14 protein-coding genes are annotated in these 17,545 nt (G+C 55.4%); 4 read left to right on the top strand and 10 right to left on the bottom strand.

Annotated elements, in window-relative coordinates; genetic code table 11:
• Positions 1-72: 72 nt before the first annotated feature.
• Positions 73-1,035, top strand: a complete 963-nt coding sequence (hemH, locus tag FDW98_RS03130; RefSeq protein WP_096758026.1) for a ferrochelatase — start codon at positions 73-75, stop codon at positions 1,033-1,035.
• Here the strand turns inward: hemH and aes are convergent.
• Positions 1,032-1,991, bottom strand: a complete 960-nt coding sequence (gene aes / locus FDW98_RS03125; RefSeq protein ID WP_096758025.1) for an acetyl esterase — start codon at positions 1,989-1,991, stop codon at positions 1,032-1,034. The two genes, hemH and aes, sit on opposite strands and share 4 nt — an antisense overlap.
• A gap of 153 nt (positions 1,992-2,144) precedes the next feature.
• Here aes and FDW98_RS03120 point away from each other — a divergent pair, with 153 nt between their 5' ends.
• Positions 2,145-3,449 carry an inosine/guanosine kinase gene (locus tag FDW98_RS03120; protein WP_096758024.1) on the top strand — a complete coding sequence of 435 codons (1,305 nt, stop codon included), beginning with the start codon at positions 2,145-2,147 and terminating at the stop codon, positions 3,447-3,449.
• Between the two features lie 40 nt (positions 3,450-3,489).
• Here FDW98_RS03120 and ybaL read toward each other — a convergent pair whose 3' ends face one another.
• Complete coding sequence (gene ybaL, locus FDW98_RS03115; RefSeq protein WP_096758023.1) at positions 3,490-5,169, bottom strand: YbaL family putative K(+) efflux transporter; 1,680 nt, start codon at positions 5,167-5,169, stop codon at positions 3,490-3,492.
• Positions 5,170-5,394: 225 nt separating this feature from the next.
• Positions 5,395-6,615 carry an MFS transporter gene (locus FDW98_RS03110; protein WP_096758022.1) on the bottom strand — a complete coding sequence of 407 codons (1,221 nt, stop codon included), beginning with the start codon at positions 6,613-6,615 and terminating at the stop codon, positions 5,395-5,397.
• A gap of 162 nt (positions 6,616-6,777) precedes the next feature.
• Here FDW98_RS03110 and ushA point away from each other — a divergent pair, with 162 nt between their 5' ends.
• A complete protein-coding gene (gene ushA, locus FDW98_RS03105) occupies positions 6,778-8,430 on the top strand; it encodes a bifunctional UDP-sugar hydrolase/5'-nucleotidase UshA (protein WP_096758021.1) in 1,653 nt (550 codons plus the stop codon).
• Between the two features lie 241 nt (positions 8,431-8,671).
• Here ushA and ybaK read toward each other — a convergent pair whose 3' ends face one another.
• From ybaK to copA, 3 genes are all read right to left on the bottom strand, one after another.
• On the bottom strand, positions 8,672-9,151 hold the full coding sequence (gene ybaK / locus FDW98_RS03100; protein WP_096759455.1) for a Cys-tRNA(Pro)/Cys-tRNA(Cys) deacylase YbaK: 480 nt from the start codon (positions 9,149-9,151) through the stop codon (positions 8,672-8,674).
• 201 nt (positions 9,152-9,352) lie between these two features.
• Positions 9,353-10,147: a TraB/GumN family protein gene (locus tag FDW98_RS03095; protein WP_096758020.1), complete on the bottom strand. Its 795-nt coding sequence runs from the start codon at positions 10,145-10,147 to the stop codon at positions 9,353-9,355.
• A gap of 153 nt (positions 10,148-10,300) precedes the next feature.
• The gene (copA, locus tag FDW98_RS03090) at positions 10,301-12,802 is read right to left on the bottom strand and encodes a copper-exporting P-type ATPase CopA (protein ID WP_096758019.1); all 2,502 of its coding nucleotides are present in this window, start codon (positions 12,800-12,802) and stop codon (positions 10,301-10,303) included.
• A gap of 109 nt (positions 12,803-12,911) precedes the next feature.
• On the opposite strand from copA, the gene cueR reads away from it, so the two are divergent.
• Positions 12,912-13,322 carry a Cu(I)-responsive transcriptional regulator gene (gene cueR, locus FDW98_RS03085; RefSeq protein ID WP_096758018.1) on the top strand — a complete coding sequence of 137 codons (411 nt, stop codon included), beginning with the start codon at positions 12,912-12,914 and terminating at the stop codon, positions 13,320-13,322.
• On the opposite strand, the gene FDW98_RS03080 is transcribed toward cueR, so the two are convergent.
• Genes FDW98_RS03080 through FDW98_RS03065 form a run of 4 tightly spaced genes read right to left on the bottom strand, consistent with a single transcriptional unit; the run spans position 13,319 to position 17,542 of the window.
• Positions 13,319-14,035, bottom strand: coding sequence for a DUF3142 domain-containing protein (locus FDW98_RS03080; protein ID WP_096758017.1), 717 nt, complete (start codon positions 14,033-14,035; stop codon positions 13,319-13,321). The genes cueR and FDW98_RS03080 overlap by 4 nt on opposite strands.
• The gene (locus FDW98_RS03075; RefSeq protein ID WP_096758016.1) at positions 14,005-16,149 is read right to left on the bottom strand and encodes a hypothetical protein; all 2,145 of its coding nucleotides are present in this window, start codon (positions 16,147-16,149) and stop codon (positions 14,005-14,007) included. The genes FDW98_RS03080 and FDW98_RS03075 overlap by 31 nt, the downstream gene beginning before the upstream one ends.
• Positions 16,150-16,175: 26 nt before the next feature.
• Complete coding sequence (locus tag FDW98_RS03070; RefSeq protein ID WP_096758015.1) at positions 16,176-16,628, bottom strand: NfeD family protein; 453 nt, start codon at positions 16,626-16,628, stop codon at positions 16,176-16,178.
• Positions 16,625-17,542 carry an SPFH domain-containing protein gene (locus FDW98_RS03065; RefSeq protein WP_096758014.1) on the bottom strand — a complete coding sequence of 306 codons (918 nt, stop codon included), beginning with the start codon at positions 17,540-17,542 and terminating at the stop codon, positions 16,625-16,627. The genes FDW98_RS03070 and FDW98_RS03065 overlap by 4 nt, the downstream gene beginning before the upstream one ends.
• Positions 17,543-17,545: the final 3 nt, after the last annotated feature.

Below are 17,545 nucleotides of genomic sequence, written 5' to 3'. Positions count from 1 at the left end.
TCGCAGCAATTAGTTCTTCTTCCTCGCTTTTCCGCTACAATTATCAACAATTTGAATCAATACGAGGCGGTAATGCGTCAGACGAAAACCGGTATCCTGCTGGCAAATCTCGGCACCCCCGATGCCCCCACACCCGAAGCAGTTAAACGTTATCTGCGCCAGTTTTTAAGCGACACACGCGTGGTCGATACTCCCCGTCTGCTGTGGTGGCCGCTGCTGCGCGGGGTGATCCTGCCGCTGCGTGCGCCGCGCGTGGCGAAGTTGTACAAGTCAGTCTGGATGGATGAAGGTTCGCCGCTGATGGTCTACAGCCGTCGTCAACAGCGAGCGCTGGCGGAACGTCTGCCGGATACGCCGGTTGCGCTGGGGATGAGCTACGGTTCACCCTCGCTGGAAAGCGCGGTCGACGAACTGCTAGCGAGCGGCGTTGAGCACATTGTGGTGTTAACGTTGTATCCGCAATACTCTTGTTCAACGGTGGCCGCGGTGTGGGATGAACTGGCGCGCATTTTAGCGCGGAAGCGTGCGATCCCCGGCGTCTCCTTTATTCGCGATTACGCAGACGACAGCGCGTATATTGATGCGCTGGCCAAAAGCGCCCGAGATGCGTTTGCCCGGCACGGCGAACCCGATTTACTGCTGCTTTCTTACCACGGTATTCCACAGCGCTACGCTGATGAAGGCGATGATTACCCGCAACGCTGTCGCGATACCACGCGGGAGCTGGTGTCGGCGTTAGGGCTGCCGCCGGAAAAGGTGATGATGACCTTCCAGTCACGCTTCGGTCGGGAACCATGGCTGACGCCGTATACCGACGAAACGCTCAAAATGCTGGCGGAAAAAGGAACCCGGCATATCCAGGTCATGTGTCCGGGATTTGCTGCTGATTGCCTTGAAACGCTGGAGGAAATCGCCGAGCAAAACCGAGAAATTTTCCTCGAAGCGGGCGGGCAGAAATACGAATATATTCCGGCGCTGAATGACGCACCGGAACACATCGAAATGATGCTGAAACTGACCGCTGCCTATCGCTAAAGCTGCGCTCTGAAGAAACGTGCGCCATCCCGCAAGGCATCGTCGGCGGTTTTCATCATCCGCGAGTAATGCAGGAAGGCGTGCAGCGTGCCGAGGTACATTTTGTACTGACAGGGCTGCCGATGCGCCTGGAGCGTCTGGAACAGTAAGCGGCTGTCGTCAATCAGCGGATCGAACTCCGCGCCAGCGATAAAACACGGCGGCACGTCGCGCGTCAGGTCATTATTGAATAAGCAATAATACGGTGACTCGCGATCGTCGGCGCTACGCAGGTACGCGTTTTCGTACATCTGCAGCTCGTCTCGCGTTAAGCCATCCCATTCTCCGCCCATCAGCCGTCGGCTGAGCGAATCCCGTAAACCGTACAGCCCGTACCACAACAGCACGCCCGTGACCTTACCGCAGGCAATTTGCTTATCGCGTAGCCACAGTGCGCTGGCAAGCGCCAGCATGGCACCCGCGGAATCACCGGCAAAACCGATATTCTCTACGTTCAGCGCATAGTCAGCGGCATGGTGATGAAAGTACTGGCAGGTCGCGACAATTTCTTCGATGGCCTGTGGAAAGCGCGCTTCCGGCGAAAGTGAATAGTCGATGCCAATTACCGTGCAGCGCGTGTAGCTCGCCAGCAAGCGCATAATGCGATCGTGCGTATCCAGATTTCCGAGAATAAAACCGCCGCCGTGCAAATAGTACAGCGTGGCCTGGCTATGGGGTTGGGGGGAGTAAATTCGCGTCGCCACCGGGCCGCACGCGGTAGAAATGACGCACTCCCGGGTACTCATTTGCGGAGCATCGGCATTCCAGAACTGACGCTCATGCACGTAGTGTTGGCGTTGGGCAACGAAATCATCCGCGGCGGGCCACGGCGGCAGGTCATCGCGATGAAAGTTCACCACGCTTTTCATTTCGTCTGAAATAAGGTCGAGGACGGGGATCTTGTTTTCCGGCTGCATAAAACGCTCCTTGTAAAAGGTGATGTATTGTAGAAATTAACGGCAGATAAACTGCGATCTCACCGCCCGATATTGAAAATTAGCACCGCGTCGCGCGCGCAGGAGGGAATGTGCTACCATGCATCGCTCAGTTAACCACCCGTAAAATCGACCATGAAATTTCCCGGCAAACGCAAATCCAAACACTATTTTCCCGTCAGCGCGCGCGATCCGTTGCTGCAACAAATTCAGCCTGAAAACGAGACCAGCGCCGCCTGGGTCGTCGGTATCGACCAGACTCTGGTGGATATAGAAGCCAAAGTCGATGACGACTTTGTGAAGCGTTATGGATTAAGCGCCGGGCATTCTCTGGTGATTGCTGATGATGTTGCTGAGGCGCTCTATCAGGAACTGGTGCGTGAAAATTTAATCACCCATCAGTTTGCGGGCGGAACCATCGGTAACACCATGCACAACTATTCGGTACTGGCGGATGACCGCTCTGTATTGCTGGGCGTCATGTGTAGCAACATTGAGATTGGCAGCTACGCGTATCGCTATTTATGCAATACCTCCAGCCGTACCGATCTGAACTACCTGCAGGGCGTTGACGGGCCGATTGGTCGCTGCTTCACGCTGATTGGCGAATCCGGCGAGCGTACCTTCGCCATCAGCCCCGGTCACATGAACAAACTGCGGGCGGACAGCATTCCCGAGTCGGTGATTGCCGGTGCCTCTGCGCTGGTGCTGACCTCATATCTGGTGCGCTGCGAACCGGGCGAGCCGATGCCGGAAGCGACCATGAAGGCCATTGAGTTCGCCAAAAAGCACAATGTCCCGGTGGTGCTGACCTTAGGAACCAAATTCGTTATTGCGGATAACCCGCAGTGGTGGCAGGAATTCTTGAAAGAGAATGTCTCCATTCTGGCGATGAACGAAGAAGAAGCCGAAGCGCTGACCGGCCTGAATGACCCGCTGCTGGCATCTGACAAAGCGCTGGATTGGGTGGATTTGGTGCTGTGTACCGCCGGTCCGGTGGGCCTGTATATGGCTGGTTTTACGGAAGATGAGGTCAAACGCAAAACGCAGCATCCGCTGCTGCCGGGCGCCATTGCCGAATTCAACCAGTACGAGTTCAGCCGCGCGATGCGCCATAAAGACTGTATCAACCCGTTGCGCATTTATTCGCACATTGCCCCGTACATGGGCGGCCCGGAGAAAATCATGAACACCAACGGCGCGGGTGACGGTGCGCTGGCGGCTCTGCTGCATGATATTACGGCAAACAGCTACCATCGCGGCAATGTGCCGAACTCCAGCAAGCACAAGTACACCTGGCTGACCTATTCCTCGTTAGCGCAGGTGTGTAAATATGCCAATCGCGTGAGTTATCAGGTGCTGAACCAGCATTCACCGCGCCTGACGCGCGGATTGCCGGAGAAGGAAGACAGCCTCGAAGAGGCTTACTGGGAGCGTTAAGTTCTTGCCCGATGGCGATAGCGCCATCGGGCACATAACATTAACTGGCGGTAGCAACGTTACCCGCTGGTGGCGTTTCAATCAATTCCAGCATGGTGCGCGCGATTTCACGTTCACCCATCACCACCTGATTAGCGCCGCGCTCGGTAATGTATTCCACTTCATCGTCATAATGCGCGCGGGCGATAATCTCAATCGTCGGGCACTTCTCACGCGCGGAAGCCACAATCTCACCGGCTTCATAACCATTCGGGATGGTCAGCAGCAGCCAGCGCGCACAGTCCAGATGCGCCAGGTTCATGATCTCTTCGTTGGCTGCATTGCCCAGTACCGCGCGGATCCCACGTTCACGTAGCTCGTCCACGCGAGTCCGCGACGTTTCGATAACCACCAGTGGGATACCCGCAGCCATCAGTTTTTCACCTAACAAGCTACCGACGCGGCCAAAACCGACCAGCAGGGCATGATTACAGATATCGACCGGGATTTGCTTCTCTTCTTCGATAGCTTCTTCCAGCGTCTGCTCTTCCAGCGTTTCGGTTTTTGCGAGGTATTTTTCCAGCACGGCGAACAGCACTGGATTCAGCATGATGGACAGGATGGCCCCGGCCAGCACCAGGTTTTGTCCCGCCTGCGGTAACAGGTTAAGCGCCATGCCAAGGCCGGCGAGGATAAAAGCAAATTCGCCAATCTGCGCCAGGCTGGTGGCAATGGTGAGCGCTGTGCGCTGAGAGTGACCGAACAGGCGTACCAGGAAATAGGCGGCGAGGGATTTACCAAAGATGATAATTGCCAGCGTGCCCAGCACAGCCAGCGGTTGCTGGATCAGGACCAATGGGTCGAACAGCATGCCGACGGAAACAAAGAACAGCACCGCAAATGCATCACGCAGCGGCAGGGTGTCATGCGCCGCACGGTGGCTCAGTTCAGATTCGTTCAGCACCATACCGGCGAAGAACGCGCCCAGTGCAAAGGAAACATCGAATACTTCTACGGCACCAAACGCGATACCTAATGCGAGTGCCAGTACCGACAGGGTAAACAGTTCACGCGAGCCCGTGGCGGCGCTACGGGCCATGATCCACGGCACCAGGCGACGACCGACCAGCATCATAATGGCGATAAACGCGACTACTTTACCGATGGTGATGCCCATATCAACGGCCAGTGACGCAAAACCAACGTTGTCTTTTTCCAGCATACCGGCGATGGCTGGCAGGAGAACCAGCGTTAGCACCATCATCAGGTCTTCAACAATCAGCCAGCCAATGGCGATCTGCCCGCGCTGGCTGTCAATCAACTGTCGTTCTTCAAGCGCGCGCAGTAGCACCACGGTACTGGCGGTTGACAGACATAATCCAAAGACGATACCGACCATCAGCGACCAGCCCAGCACAGCTGAAAGCGCCATACCCAGCACCGTTGCTACGGCTATCTGGGCTATCGCACCGGGAATAGCGATGGACTTTACCGCCATTAAATCCTTCAACGAAAAGTGTAGCCCCACGCCGAACATCAGCAGGATCACGCCAAGTTCTGCCAGTTCCGGCGCAAGCTTGGTATCCGCAACAAAACCAGGTGTAAATGGACCGGCCAGAACGCCCGCTAACAGATATCCCACCAGAGGAGAAATACGCAGTTTATTGGCAAGCATGCCAAATATAAAAGCGAGCACAAGGCCGCCAACAATGGTGGTGATAAGCGGGGTGGCGTGATGCATTCCGTCTCCTTTGATTGCTGTGGTGATCCTGAAAACCCTAATTCCGAGTAATAGTTTATGACAATTTTAATGTTTATGTTTATGAATAATTATTGAAATTTGATGAAAACAGGAATTTAGGCGTAAAAAAGCACGGATCGGATAACTGCGGGGGGAAGCAGAGAGCAAACGCTGATGGTCCCTGTAAGTGATGGCGGCCAAAGTTTACTTTTGGCCGCCATAAAATCAGGCTTTATGTCGGTTATCGGGTAAGAATATGGTCAGTATCCCCAGAAGAGGCAGGAAAGCACATATTTTATAGACCAAATCAATACTGGTATGGTCGGCAACCAGCCCTAACACCGCGGCTCCTAAGCCGCCCATGCCAAAGGCAAAACCGAAAAACAGCCCAGAAACCATGCCGATACGCCCCGGAAGCAGCTCCTGAGCGTACACCAGAATGGCAGAAAAGGCCGATGCCAGGATAAAACCAATGATCACGGTTAAAATCCCGGTCCATTCCAGCGTTGCATAGGGTAAAACGAGGGTAAACGGCGCTACGCCGAGGATAGAGCCCCAAATGACATATTTTCTACCGATTTTATCACCTAGCGGTCCGCCAATAACCGTCCCTGCCGCAACGGCAAACAGGAACGCAAACAGGTGGAACTGCGCATTTTGTACCGATAATCCGAATTTTTGCATCAGATAAAAGGTGTAATAGCTGCTGATGCTCGCCATATAGAAGTATTTGGAGAAAATCAGCACCAGCAGGATGCTAATCGCCAGCACCACCTTGTTGCGCGGTAGCGGGTTAACGATGGCGACTTTCGGCTTACCTTTACTCATCCGATGTTGGGCCGAATACCAGCGGCTGATTTGCGCCAGTACCACAATCGCTAACAACGCGGCCAGCACGAACCACGCTACATTACCCTTACCGTATGGCGCGATGATGACAGCCGCCAGCAACGGCCCCAGAGAACTGCCGAAGTTACCGCCCACCTGGAAAATAGACTGGGCCAGACCATGGCGACCGCCGGAAGCCATCCGTGCCACGCGGGACGATTCCGGGTGAAACACCGATGAACCTGTGCCGACCAGCGCAGCGGCGAACAACACCATATGGAAATTACCGGCCATTGCCAGCAATACCAGTCCACTCAGCGTGAAGCACATGCCAATAGGCAGCGACCATGGCATCGGATATTTGTCTGTCCAGTAACCTACCACCGGTTGAAGCAACGAGGAGGTAAGCTGGAAAGTCAGGGTAATCATCCCGATCTGCATAAAGCTCAGCGAGAACTCTGACTGCAACAGCGGATAAATCGCCAGGATCAGCGACTGGATCATATCGTTGAGCAGGTGAGAAAGGCTGATTGCCCCTAAAATGCCAAACGAGGTGCGTGCTTTTTGCGACGGCGCAGCAGAGCCGGGGAGCGGTTGAGCGGTTTGATTGGTAGCCATAGGTCCACTTCAGTAATGATGAGACAGGAACAGGTGTAATTATTATCCGACTAACATACCTGCGGAAGGTGTTTGAAGGAAGTCTCATTTCTGAAAACATTTTCGGCTATTATTTCATATCATTGTAATTTCAGCGGTTGATATTGGGTCAGGGAGAGAAGCATGAAATTTTTGAAACGGGGCGTGGCGCTGGCATTATTTGCCGCCTTGGCGCTGGCAGGTCAGCCTGCTCAGGCTTACGAAAAAGATAAAACCTATAAAATAACCATTCTGCATACCAACGATCATCACGGCCACTTCTGGCGCAGCGAATACGGCGAATACGGGCTGGCGGCGCAAAAAACGCTGGTGGACGGTATTCGTCATGAGGTGGCAGCCGAGGGCGGAAGTGTCCTGTTGCTTTCCGGCGGCGACATTAATACCGGTGTACCGGAGTCCGATCTTCAGGATGCTGAACCGGATTTTCGCGGCATGAACCTGATTGGCTATGACGCGATGGCGGTGGGTAACCACGAATTTGATAATCCACTGACCGTGTTGCGACAGCAGGAGAAATGGGCCAAATTCCCACTCATCTCCGCCAACATCTACCAGAAAAGCACCGGTGAGCGTTTATTCAAACCCTGGGCCATCTTTAAGCGCCAGGATTTAAAAATTGCCGTTATCGGTTTAACCACCGACGACACGGCGAAAATTGGCAACCCGGAGTTCTTCACCGACATCGAGTTCCGTAAACCTGCGGATGAAGCCAAACTGGTGATTCAGGAACTCAATATGGGTGAAAAGCCCGATGTCATTATTGCCACCACGCATATGGGGCATTACGACAACGGCAACCACGGCTCCAACGCTCCAGGCGATGTGGAAATGGCGCGTAGCCTGCCCGCAGGCGCGCTGGCGATGATTGTGGGTGGTCACTCACAGGATCCGGTGTGCATGGCATCGGAAAACAAAAAGCAGGTGGATTACGTACCAGGTACCCCGTGTGCGCCAGATAAACAAAATGGTATCTGGATCGTCCAAGCGCACGAGTGGGGAAAATACGTAGGCCGCGCGGACTTTGAATTCCGCAACGGCGAAATGAAAATGGTCAACTACCAGCTCATTCCAGTAAACCTGAAGAAGAAAGTGACCTGGGATAACGGCAAAAGTGAGCGCGTACTTTTCACCCCGGAAATCGCTGAAAACCCGCAAATGCTTTCCCTGCTAACGCCGTTCCAGAATAAAGGCAAAGCGCAGCTGGAGGTCAAAATTGGTAGCGTTAATGGGCGTCTGGAAGGAGACCGCAGCAAAGTCCGTTTTGTTCAGACCAATATGGGGCGTCTGCTACTGGCGGCGCAAATGGCGCGCACCGGGGCTGATTTTGGCGTGATGAGCGGTGGTGGCGTCCGTGACTCCATTGAAGGCGGCGATATTACCTATAAAAGCGTGCTCAAGGTTCAGCCGTTTGGCAACATTGTGGTCTATGCCGATATGAGTGGTAAAGAGGTGGTTGACTATCTGACAGCCGTCGCGCAAATGAAGCCGGACTCGGGGGCCTATCCGCAATTTGCCAACGTTAGCTTTGTGGCGAAAGACGGCAAGCTTAACGATTTGAAAATCAACGGTGAGCCCGTCGACCCGGCCAAAACCTATCGCATGGCGACGCTGAGTTTCAACGCCACCGGCGGTGATGGCTATCCGCGAATTGATAACAAACCGGGTTATGTGAATACCGGGTTTATCGATGCGGAAGTATTGAAAGAGTATGTGCAGAAGAATTCACCGTTGGATGCCAGTGCGTTTGAGCCGAAGGGTGAAGTTAGCTGGCAATAACAGGGCTATTTTGTTCGCCATTTTGAACGCGGGCAGTGCTCGGACAAAACTCACAGAGTTTTGAACGCCCATCAGGGCGGCCCGGAGGGGGAGCGTAGCGAATAATCCTCACGTACTACATGTACGCTCCGGTTCCTGCGCGCTGGCCGAGTCCAAACTGCCTTCACCAATAACGCCCTGTAGAGTATTCAGTTGTAGGCCTGATTAGCGTAGCGCCATCAGGCAATCATTCCAAAACAGGTTAATCGCGGCGTGCGATATCGGCGAATTTCGCATCCAGAATTTTGGCCAAATCGTCCGCCGCCAGTTCAATATCCAGCCCGCGTTTGCCGCCGGAAACATAAATGGTGTCAAACGTCCGGGCGGGGGCGTCGATAAGCGTCGGCAATCTTTTTTTCTGCCCTAATGGGCTGATGCCGCCCACCAGATAGCCGGTGGTACGCTGCGCCACCATCGGGTCGGCCATGTCGACCTTTTTCGCGCCCAGCGCCCTGGCGACCTTTTTCAGATCCAACTGTCCGGCTACCGGCGTGACGGCGACGGCCAGATGTTTCATATCGCCATTCACCGCAACCAGCAGCGTTTTATAGACCTGATCCGCATTCAGACCCAGTTTACGCACCACTTCATCACCAAAATTAGTCTCTGACGGATCGTGGTCATAGGTGTGGATCTGGAACGAAATGTTGTTTTTTTCGAGTAAGTTAACGGCGGGTGTCATAGCAATTTTTCCTGGCTCAGACAAAATACGACTTAAGCATACGCCTGATGGCGGTCGAAAAAATAGTACCATCTTGCGCAATAGTATTGGCAGGATGCTGACTTTGAGCGACAATCGACCTACACCGATGCTTTAAGCGTCGGCATAATAATAATGATGAAATTCCTCTTTGACGGGCCAATAGAAATATTGGCCATTTTTTTATCGCAACATCTCCGGCAAATTCCCTTCTCCATAAAGATGCAGTGCGCCTACTGCCACCACATAATGGCCTGCGGGCAACGCGTTAAGCTTGTCCCGCCATGCCTCATTTCGCTGGTGCATCAGGACGTCATATAACGACTGACTGAACGTATTGGGTAACGTGAGATCGTTATTCTGCGGCGGTGTTTTTAACCACCAACCCATCATCTGTTGCAGCAGACGGGCATTGGTATGCCAGTGTGTCAGGGTATCGTCCAGCAACGCCAGACCGTTATCCGGTAGCTGACATAAAAGATCGATTTGGCTGGCAGCACCTTCCAGCTCGATAACCGGCTTTTGCGCCTGCTTCGCCTGTTTCAGCAGTTGGTAATCAATTCCGTATTCCGCACGTAACCCCAACTGCTGCGCCTGGGTTGCCTGCAATATCATGGCAATTTGCCACAAAGGTTGGGTGGAAAACAGGGAAGGGGAAATGCCCAACTCAGCGCTGACTTTTTGCACGTGGCGGAGCTGCTCGTCGCTGATGCGGTCTTCCAGAGCGGCAAACGTGGGCAGGTTAGCAAACGGCGCATCGTCACCGGAAACATCGGCTTCGACGATCAGCGCATCGGCGCGGTAGAGCTTTTTCAGGAGTTTGGCGGGCAGAGGGGCCATTTCACGGCTGCCCATATGAATACTGCCAATCAGATGAAAATGGCGATCGCCGGGCAACGAGATGTCGATAGCAGGCCAGGTATAATGGTGACCGCGTAGTGCAGACCATAATGCTTTTACCCGGTATAACAGATCCATACGACCTCCCGTTGAAAAATCCCATGCTAGCGCGTGGTCCGGGAAGGTGCAATGCGTGAATCGCCGGATGGCGACGCGAAAGCGTCTTATCCGGCCTACGATATCACCTGCATTTTGTAGACCGGATGAGCGTTAGCGTCATCCGGCACAGGGTTACTCTTTGGGTTTAAAGCGCAGCAGTCGGTTCGCGTTGCTTACCACGGTGATGGAGGAGAGCGCCATCGCTGCCCCAGCCACCACTGGGTTAAGCAGGGTACCGGTAAACGGCCACAGGATCCCGGCGGCAACGGGAATACCAATGCTGTTATAGATAAATGCGCCGAGAAGATTTTGCTTCATGTTCCGCAGGGTGGCCCGCGAAATAGACAGCGCATCCGCCACGCCCATCAGGCTATGGCGCATCAGCGTAATCGCCGCGGTTTCAATGGCGACATCGCTGCCGCCGCCCATGGCAATCCCTACGTCGGCCTGGGCAAGTGCTGGCGCATCGTTGATCCCATCACCTACCATCGCCACCTGATGTCCCTGGCTTTGCAGGCGTTTAATCGCCTCTGCTTTTCCGTCCGGCAGAACGCCTGCGATCACCTCGTCGATGCCTGCTTCTTTGGCAATAGCGTTAGCGGTGGTTGGGTTGTCACCGGTGAGCATCACCAGACGATACCCAGCGCGGTGCAAACGCTGCAGTGCCGCCACGCTGTCGCTGCGCAGCGGGTCACGTACCGCGAGCAGTGCGGCCGCTTTGCCGTCAATCGCCAGCAGCACTGGAGTCGACCCCTGAGTGGCCTGCGCGGTGATTTCAGCTTCCATCTCCGTGGTGACCACCTGCTGTTCATGGAGCAGCGTCTGGTTGCCCAGCAGCAGCCTATGACCTTCCGCTTCACCGCTAACGCCTAAGCCGCGCAGCGTACGGAACCCATTGACCTGCGGCAGGGCCGCATCGCCGGCTTTATCCAGAATCGCGCGGGCCAGCGGGTGGCTGGAACCCTGTTCAAGGGCTGCGGCCAGACGGATGGCCTGCGCTTCATCGATATCACCGAAAGTTTTGATGGCGACAACCTGCGGTTTCCCTTCGGTCAGCGTCCCGGTTTTATCAAACACCACGGTATCAAGCGTACTGGCACGCTGCAGCGCATCGGCATCGCGGACCAGAACACCAAACTCTGCGGCACGACCGACCCCGGAAATAATCGACATCGGTGTTGCCAGACCCAGCGCACACGGGCAGGCGATAATCAGTACGGTGGTGGCAATCACCAGCGTATAGACAATTTGTGGTGCCGGGCCGAAGAAATACCAGATTGCGGCGCTGACCAGCGCAATCACTACCACCACCGGAACGAACACCGAGGAGATGCGGTCAGCCAGTTTGCCAATCTCTGGCTTGCTGCTTTGCGCCTGACGGACCATGCGAATAATGCGCGACAGGGTGGTATGGCTGCCGACAGCGCTGGCGCGGAACAGCACGCTGCCATCCTGAACCACCGTACCGGCGTGGACGCTGTCGCCTTCGCCTTTTTGTTGCGGGATCGGTTCGCCGGTGAGCATGGCTTCATCCAGCCAGGCTTCGCCCTGGGTTATTTCACCGTCCACCGGGACACGGTCTCCGGTGGTCAGGCGCAGTAACATGCCCGCCTGAACATCGGCCAGCGGGACGTTTCTTTCGCCTTCTTCTGTCACCACGCGCGCGGTCGGTGGCGTGAGGTCGAGCAGTTTTTCCAGTGCTTTGGACGAGCGTTGACGGGCGCGCGCCTCCAGCATATGTCCGAGGTTAATCAGACCGATAATCATCGCACTGGCTTCATAATAGAGGTGGCGTGCTTCCATTGGGAACCACTGCGGCCAGAGGTTAACGCTCATTGAATAGAGCCAGGCCACCCCGGTTCCGAGCGCCACCAGGGTATCCATGGTGGCGGTGCCGTTCATCAGGCTTTTCCATGCGCTGCGGTAAAAGTGACCGCCTGCGAAGACCATCACGGCGAGCGTCGCCAGACCGATGACCAGCCACAGGCTACGGTTATCGGCGGTGACCATCATGTTATCGCCCATCATGCCCCACACCATCACCGGTACACCCAGCAGCAGCGCAACGGCTGCCTGCCAGCGAAAGCGTTTCATGGTGGCAACGGCCGTTTCCTGCTGGCGTTCACGACGTTTAACATCGTCTTCGATGGCTTCAGCGCCGTAGCCAGCTTTCTCTACGGCCTGGACTAATTCTTCGGCGGAAGCGCTACCCATTACCAGCGCAGTACGCTCCGCCAGATTTACCCGTGCCTGCGTGACGCCCGGTACGTTTTGCAACGCATTTTGTACCCGGGAAACACAGCTGGCGCAGCTCATGCCGCTCAACAACAACTGTTGGCTGTCATCTTCAGCCGTCGCTACCGGAAGCTCAGAAGAGACCGCTGTCAGCGCTTCCGACGGGATTGATGACTCCGCCAGCGGTTTAGCCTTTGGGTGGCTTAACTCTGCGCCATAGCCGGCTTGTTTGATGGTTTCAATTAACGCTTCGGCGCTGGCGCTACTGGTAACGTGTGCTTCGGTAACAGTAACATCCGCTTGCTCAACGTCCGGACGTTGTTCGAGACTTTCTTTGACGCGTTTAACGCAGTGACCACAGGACAATCCGTCCAGGGTCAGGTCGATGGTTTGAGACATAACAATAATCCTCTATGATTGGTCGGTGGTTTATTGACCTTGGCAATCGTTTTGACTAACTGTTATAAAGGTTAAACCTTCCATCAAGGGGAAGGTCAAGGGGGAAGATGTGAATATATCCGATGTTGCTAAAAAAACCGGTTTAACCAGTAAAGCTATCCGCTTTTATGAAGAGAAAGGGCTGGTGACGCCGCCGCTGCGCAGCGAAAACGGATACCGCACCTATACGCAGCAACATCTGAACGAACTGACGTTGCTGCGTCAGGCGCGGCAGGTTGGCTTTAACCTTGAAGAGTGCGGTGAGCTGGTAAACCTGTTTAACGATCCGGCACGCCACAGCGCGGATGTGAAAAAGCGCACCCTGGAAAAAGTGGCGGACATTGAGCGGCACATTAACGAACTCCAGGCGATGCGCACGCATTTGCTGGCGCTGGCGGACAGCTGTCCCGGCGATGACAGCGCCGAATGCCCGATCATTGATAATCTCTCCGGCTGCTGCCACCACAAAGCGAAGGCCTAAAGGCGAGGCGGTTGCAGCATAAAGACCACCGTGCCGCGATACCACGGTGATGTCTCCAACTGCGCTTCCGCCTGCACATCCCGACTACCGTGTTGTACCAGCCCGAGCTTAAACGGAATGCGTAACCGGGTGAGTGCGGGCAGATACGCCTGATAATTGGCTACCGTGTGACGTCCCTGATAGCTTTGCACCACCAGTTCATCAACCGGTAGCGCATTCAGCGTGGCGACATCGCCGGTCCTGGCCCAGTCCAGCAGTCCGGTTACCCCAAGAGCGAACTCCGGCGGCAGCTGTTGGCGCAGCTGTTGCAGAAATCGGGCGTAATCGGCGAGCTGATGGGTTGCCGCGTCAAAATCAACCTGTAGACCGACCACGTGGTTGCCTGCGGCCTGCCAGCGCTGCAACAGCCGCACGATACGTGCCGGGATCGCATCCGGCACGTCGAGGGTAGTAAAACGCACGGTCAGCCAAATTGACGGAAAGGTCAGGCGGCTGACCGGCAGACCCAGACGCTGAAAGACCACCTGGCCCGAGCGGGTCAGCACTTCCCCCTGGTGCAGATACACCGTTTGCGCGTCCCGCAGCTCGTCGCTGGCTTTTACCCCGGACCATAACCAAAAGGCCTGATGTTCACGGGCAGCTACCGTTTCTGCGGCCTGAGCCTGTCCGCTCAACAGCGCAATTACCAGTAGTATTTGAGTTTTTGCGCCCACGGGCTTCCTGGATACTGCGTCTTCAACTGTGTGTACCAGTCTTTACGCTGCGACTTGTCCACCTCTTCACCGCCGCATTCGTTATAACCCGATGGCGCATAGCACATGATGGCCCGGTACAGCGCAAAACTCTTGTCTTCGACTTCTGCGTTGGGGGAAGCGATCACCTGCTGATAATAACGCTGGCGGTCAAACTGTCCGAACGGCTCTTTGCGTGAGATGGCCGTGACCAGCACGTCGTTACCGGCACTGTCTGCCTGCAGAGCAACATGGGTTTGCGAAGTGCGGAAGAATTCCCCCAGGCAGTTCAGCGCGTGGGCATCATCCGCTTTTTTGCTTAGCACAGTGACCGTTTCATCGAGGCTACGGCAGGTGTAACCGGCCTGGGCGGCGTCGCCGTTCCAGTCAAAGGTACTCAGATTCACATCAGCAAACGACTCGCCAATCACCGGTGGCGTAATCGCGCCAGCCAGCTTTTTGTCATTCAACCAGTCGCTAAAACGATTCTCGGTGAGATCGCGTACCAACAATGTATGCAGGGCGATGGTGCGTTCTTCGTTGTTGGGGCCGCGAGTGGCCTGCTGGCGCAGCAGCTCTGGTGTTGCCTGGGCTTTTAACACCTGCGAACGAAAACGCAGGTTCGTCACCGCGCTGTCCGGGACGAAAATAGACGCAATGTCGCCGCTGTAAACCAGCGTTGCCGCCAGCTTGGCCTGTACATACTGCTGCTGTTCGGGGTCCTGACTGATTTTCAGTAGCTGCTGCCAGAACGCGCGGGCGGCGGGCCACTGATGTTGCCCCATCAGCGCTTCGCCGTACATCACCTGCTCACTGAAGGCGAGAATGTCGTGTGCGGGGAGTTTTTGCGCCGGGGTCACCGCCTGCACAATGGCCGCGTAATTGCCCGTTGCCATCCACAGATTCAGCTGCAGATCCTGCCACAGGGCGAGTTTGCCCCCCTTTTCAAACACCGGTTTGCTGGCATCAAGCTGGGCCTGCGTCAGCGTCGGTTTGTTCTCGTTGTTCAGACGCAGCGCGCGCAGCACCTCGATATAGCTGACCAGCGGCGCGTCGGGGAAGGCCTCCACCACGGGGCCTTCAAAGAATTGCATACCGAAAACATTATCGTATTCGATGACCGTATCGCGCAGCTGCTGTGCGTCGGTTGTCTGCTGGAAGGCTTGTTCATACAGCCCAGCCAACGGCGGCCATGCCTGCAAATACCAGTTAATCCGGCGCAGCATGCCGCGTGCGGAGTCGGCGTACAGCCCCAGCGGGAAGCGTTGCAGATAAGCCTGCGCCAGCGTTTGAGCCTGAGTAGCGTCTTCGCGGTTAATTTTTGCACTATCAAAATCGCCGTATTCACCGACGCTGTTCTGGCTGCTTTTGTTCAGCGCGGTGCGCATCAGCATATATTGCGCGGTTTCTGCCAACCAGGGACGGTTGATTGTAGCAAGTTGAGTGAAATCCCGTTCGGCAGCGACGTAGTCGCCTTCATAAAAACGGGCGGCGGCGATCAGATAGGTTTTGTATTGTTGCGCAGAGGCGTCGGCAGGGATGGTGGCAAGCGAGGATGTAATTTGCTCAGCGCTCGCGCCGGACAGTAGTCCCAGGCGTGCCCGGGCTAACGCCTGGCGTTGTTCAGCTGTTAACGTAGTATCCGCCAGCAGTGCGGCAAAGAACTGGCTGACGCTGGCTGTCGTATTCGACACATGGCGGTTCTCGTGCTCTGCGTCGTCGGCGTTTGTCTCTCCGGCGGTAATCTGCAGTTCGGCCATCTGGCGGGCAAGCGCATCATCTTTGCTTTGCACTGGGGCGTCGGCTGGCGGCGGAGCTATTTCATCCCACTGTGGATGATATGCAAAATAGTAATCGCGGGAGCGGGTAACATCCGCAGGCAGTGACTGCACTGGCAGGGTGAATGATTTTTCCTGGCTCAACAGACGCAGCAGGTTATCACGGGAGTCATTTTCCGGGCTGAGGACCGGGACGCCTTTCAGCAGACAGCTCGCATCGCTCCATTTGCAATCTTCCATATCAAAAGAGGCGAATGCCTGTGGGGCACCCGCCAGCAAGGTACACACGGCAAAGGCGAGGGGTGTCTTCCTGACCATTATCTTTATTCCTGTCATTATGTGGGTTATAAGGCTCTGATAATCAGGGTAATGCCTTCAACGGCAATCACCTCAACCTGTGTTCCTGCACTTAAATCGTCACGCGCGCTGACCGGCCAGGAGCTGTCGCCCACGCGCATATGTCCGCGCCCGTTCACCAGCGCCGTTTCCAGCACAAACCGGCGGCCGACCAGTTGCTGTCCGCGCTGGTTGAGATGGCTGTCTGCCGGTTTTTGTTCCTGCACACGCTTTGCCAACCACTTCCACCAGAGCCAGGCTGCCAGCAGCGTTAAGACGGCGAACATCACGCCCTGCCACGCCCAGTCGAGCGGCAATAGCCAGACGACCAGACCGGTGATGACTGCCGCCACACCGCTCCACAGCAGATAGCCGTTGCCGCCCAACATCTCAGCGGCCAGTAACAGACCGCCGAGGCTGAGCCAGAAGAGGTGTGGATGAACCAGAATCATCGCAATCATGATTTGTTCCGCTCGCTGGCGCTGTCCTTAATCAGTTCGCTAATACCGGCAATGGAGCCCATCAGGCTGCTGGCATCCAGCGGCATCATCACCACTTTGCTGTTATTGGACGAACCGATTTGTTGCAGCGCTTCGGTGTATTTCTGTGCCACGAAGTAGTTCACGGCTTGAATATCCCCGGCGGCAATGGCCTCAGACACCATCTGCGTTGCACGGGCTTCAGCTTCGGCGGAACGTTCGCGCGCTTCGGCCTGCAAGAACGCGGACTGGCGTTCACCTTCCGCTTTCAGGATTTTCGACTGCTTCTCACCTTCGGCCTTGACGATTTCGGCCTGGCGGATCCCTTCGGCCTCAAGAATATAGGCGCGCTTGGTTCGTTCGGCTTTCATCTGGGCGTTCATGGCGTCGATAAGCTCGGCCGGTGGGCGCACATCACGGATTTCAATACGGGTAATTTTGATGCCCCACGGGTTGGTGGCTTCATCAACGATATGCAGCAAACGCGTATTGATGTTGTCGCGCTGGGAAAGCATTTCGTCCAGCTCCATCGAGCCGAGAACGGTACGGATGTTGGTCATCGTCAGGTTGATGATCGCCAGTTCCAGATTACTGACTTCATACGCCGCTTTTGGCGCATCGATCACTTGAATAAAGCACACCGCATCGATGGATACGTTGGCGTTATCTTTGGAGATAACTTCCTGCGACGGAATATCGAGAACCTGCTCCATCATATTGATCTTACGACCAATCCGGTCCATGAACGGTACCACGAGGCTTAAGCCTGGCTGCAGGGTTTTGGTGTAACGGCCAAAGCGTTCCACCGTCCACTGGTATCCCTGAGGGACGATTTTGACGCCTGCGCCAACAATCACCAGCGCGACAAAAATGAGAATGGGGATGAAAATGAGCATTGA

Origin of the sequence: Citrobacter sp. wls711 (assembly GCF_005281055.1) — a bacterium.
In the GTDB taxonomy this organism is placed as follows: domain Bacteria; phylum Pseudomonadota; class Gammaproteobacteria; order Enterobacterales; family Enterobacteriaceae; genus Citrobacter; species Citrobacter gillenii.
The sequence above is the reverse complement of the archived record's forward strand: the minus strand, read 5'-3'. Positions and strand labels throughout refer to the sequence as shown.

Bases quoted from the DNA above. Each gene is read 5' to 3' on its own strand.
- hemH (WP_096758026.1), top strand. From the start codon at position 73: ATGCGTCAGACGAAAACCGGTATCCTGCTGGCAAATCTCGGCACCCCC.
- aes (WP_096758025.1), bottom strand. From the start codon at position 1,991: ATGCAGCCGGAAAACAAGATCCCCGTCCTCGACCTTATTTCAGACGAA.
- FDW98_RS03120 (WP_096758024.1), top strand. From the start codon at position 2,145: ATGAAATTTCCCGGCAAACGCAAATCCAAACACTATTTTCCCGTCAGC.
- ybaL (WP_096758023.1), bottom strand. From the start codon at position 5,169: ATGCATCACGCCACCCCGCTTATCACCACCATTGTTGGCGGCCTTGTG.
- FDW98_RS03110 (WP_096758022.1), bottom strand. From the start codon at position 6,615: ATGGCTACCAATCAAACCGCTCAACCGCTCCCCGGCTCTGCTGCGCCG.
- ushA (WP_096758021.1), top strand. From the start codon at position 6,778: ATGAAATTTTTGAAACGGGGCGTGGCGCTGGCATTATTTGCCGCCTTG.
- ybaK (WP_096759455.1), bottom strand. From the start codon at position 9,151: ATGACACCCGCCGTTAACTTACTCGAAAAAAACAACATTTCGTTCCAG.
- FDW98_RS03095 (WP_096758020.1), bottom strand. From the start codon at position 10,147: ATGGATCTGTTATACCGGGTAAAAGCATTATGGTCTGCACTACGCGGT.
- copA (WP_096758019.1), bottom strand. From the start codon at position 12,802: ATGTCTCAAACCATCGACCTGACCCTGGACGGATTGTCCTGTGGTCAC.
- FDW98_RS03075 (WP_096758016.1), bottom strand. From the start codon at position 16,149: ATGGTCAGGAAGACACCCCTCGCCTTTGCCGTGTGTACCTTGCTGGCG.
- FDW98_RS03070 (WP_096758015.1), bottom strand. From the start codon at position 16,628: ATGATTGCGATGATTCTGGTTCATCCACACCTCTTCTGGCTCAGCCTC.
- FDW98_RS03065 (WP_096758014.1), bottom strand. From the start codon at position 17,542: ATGCTCATTTTCATCCCCATTCTCATTTTTGTCGCGCTGGTGATTGTT.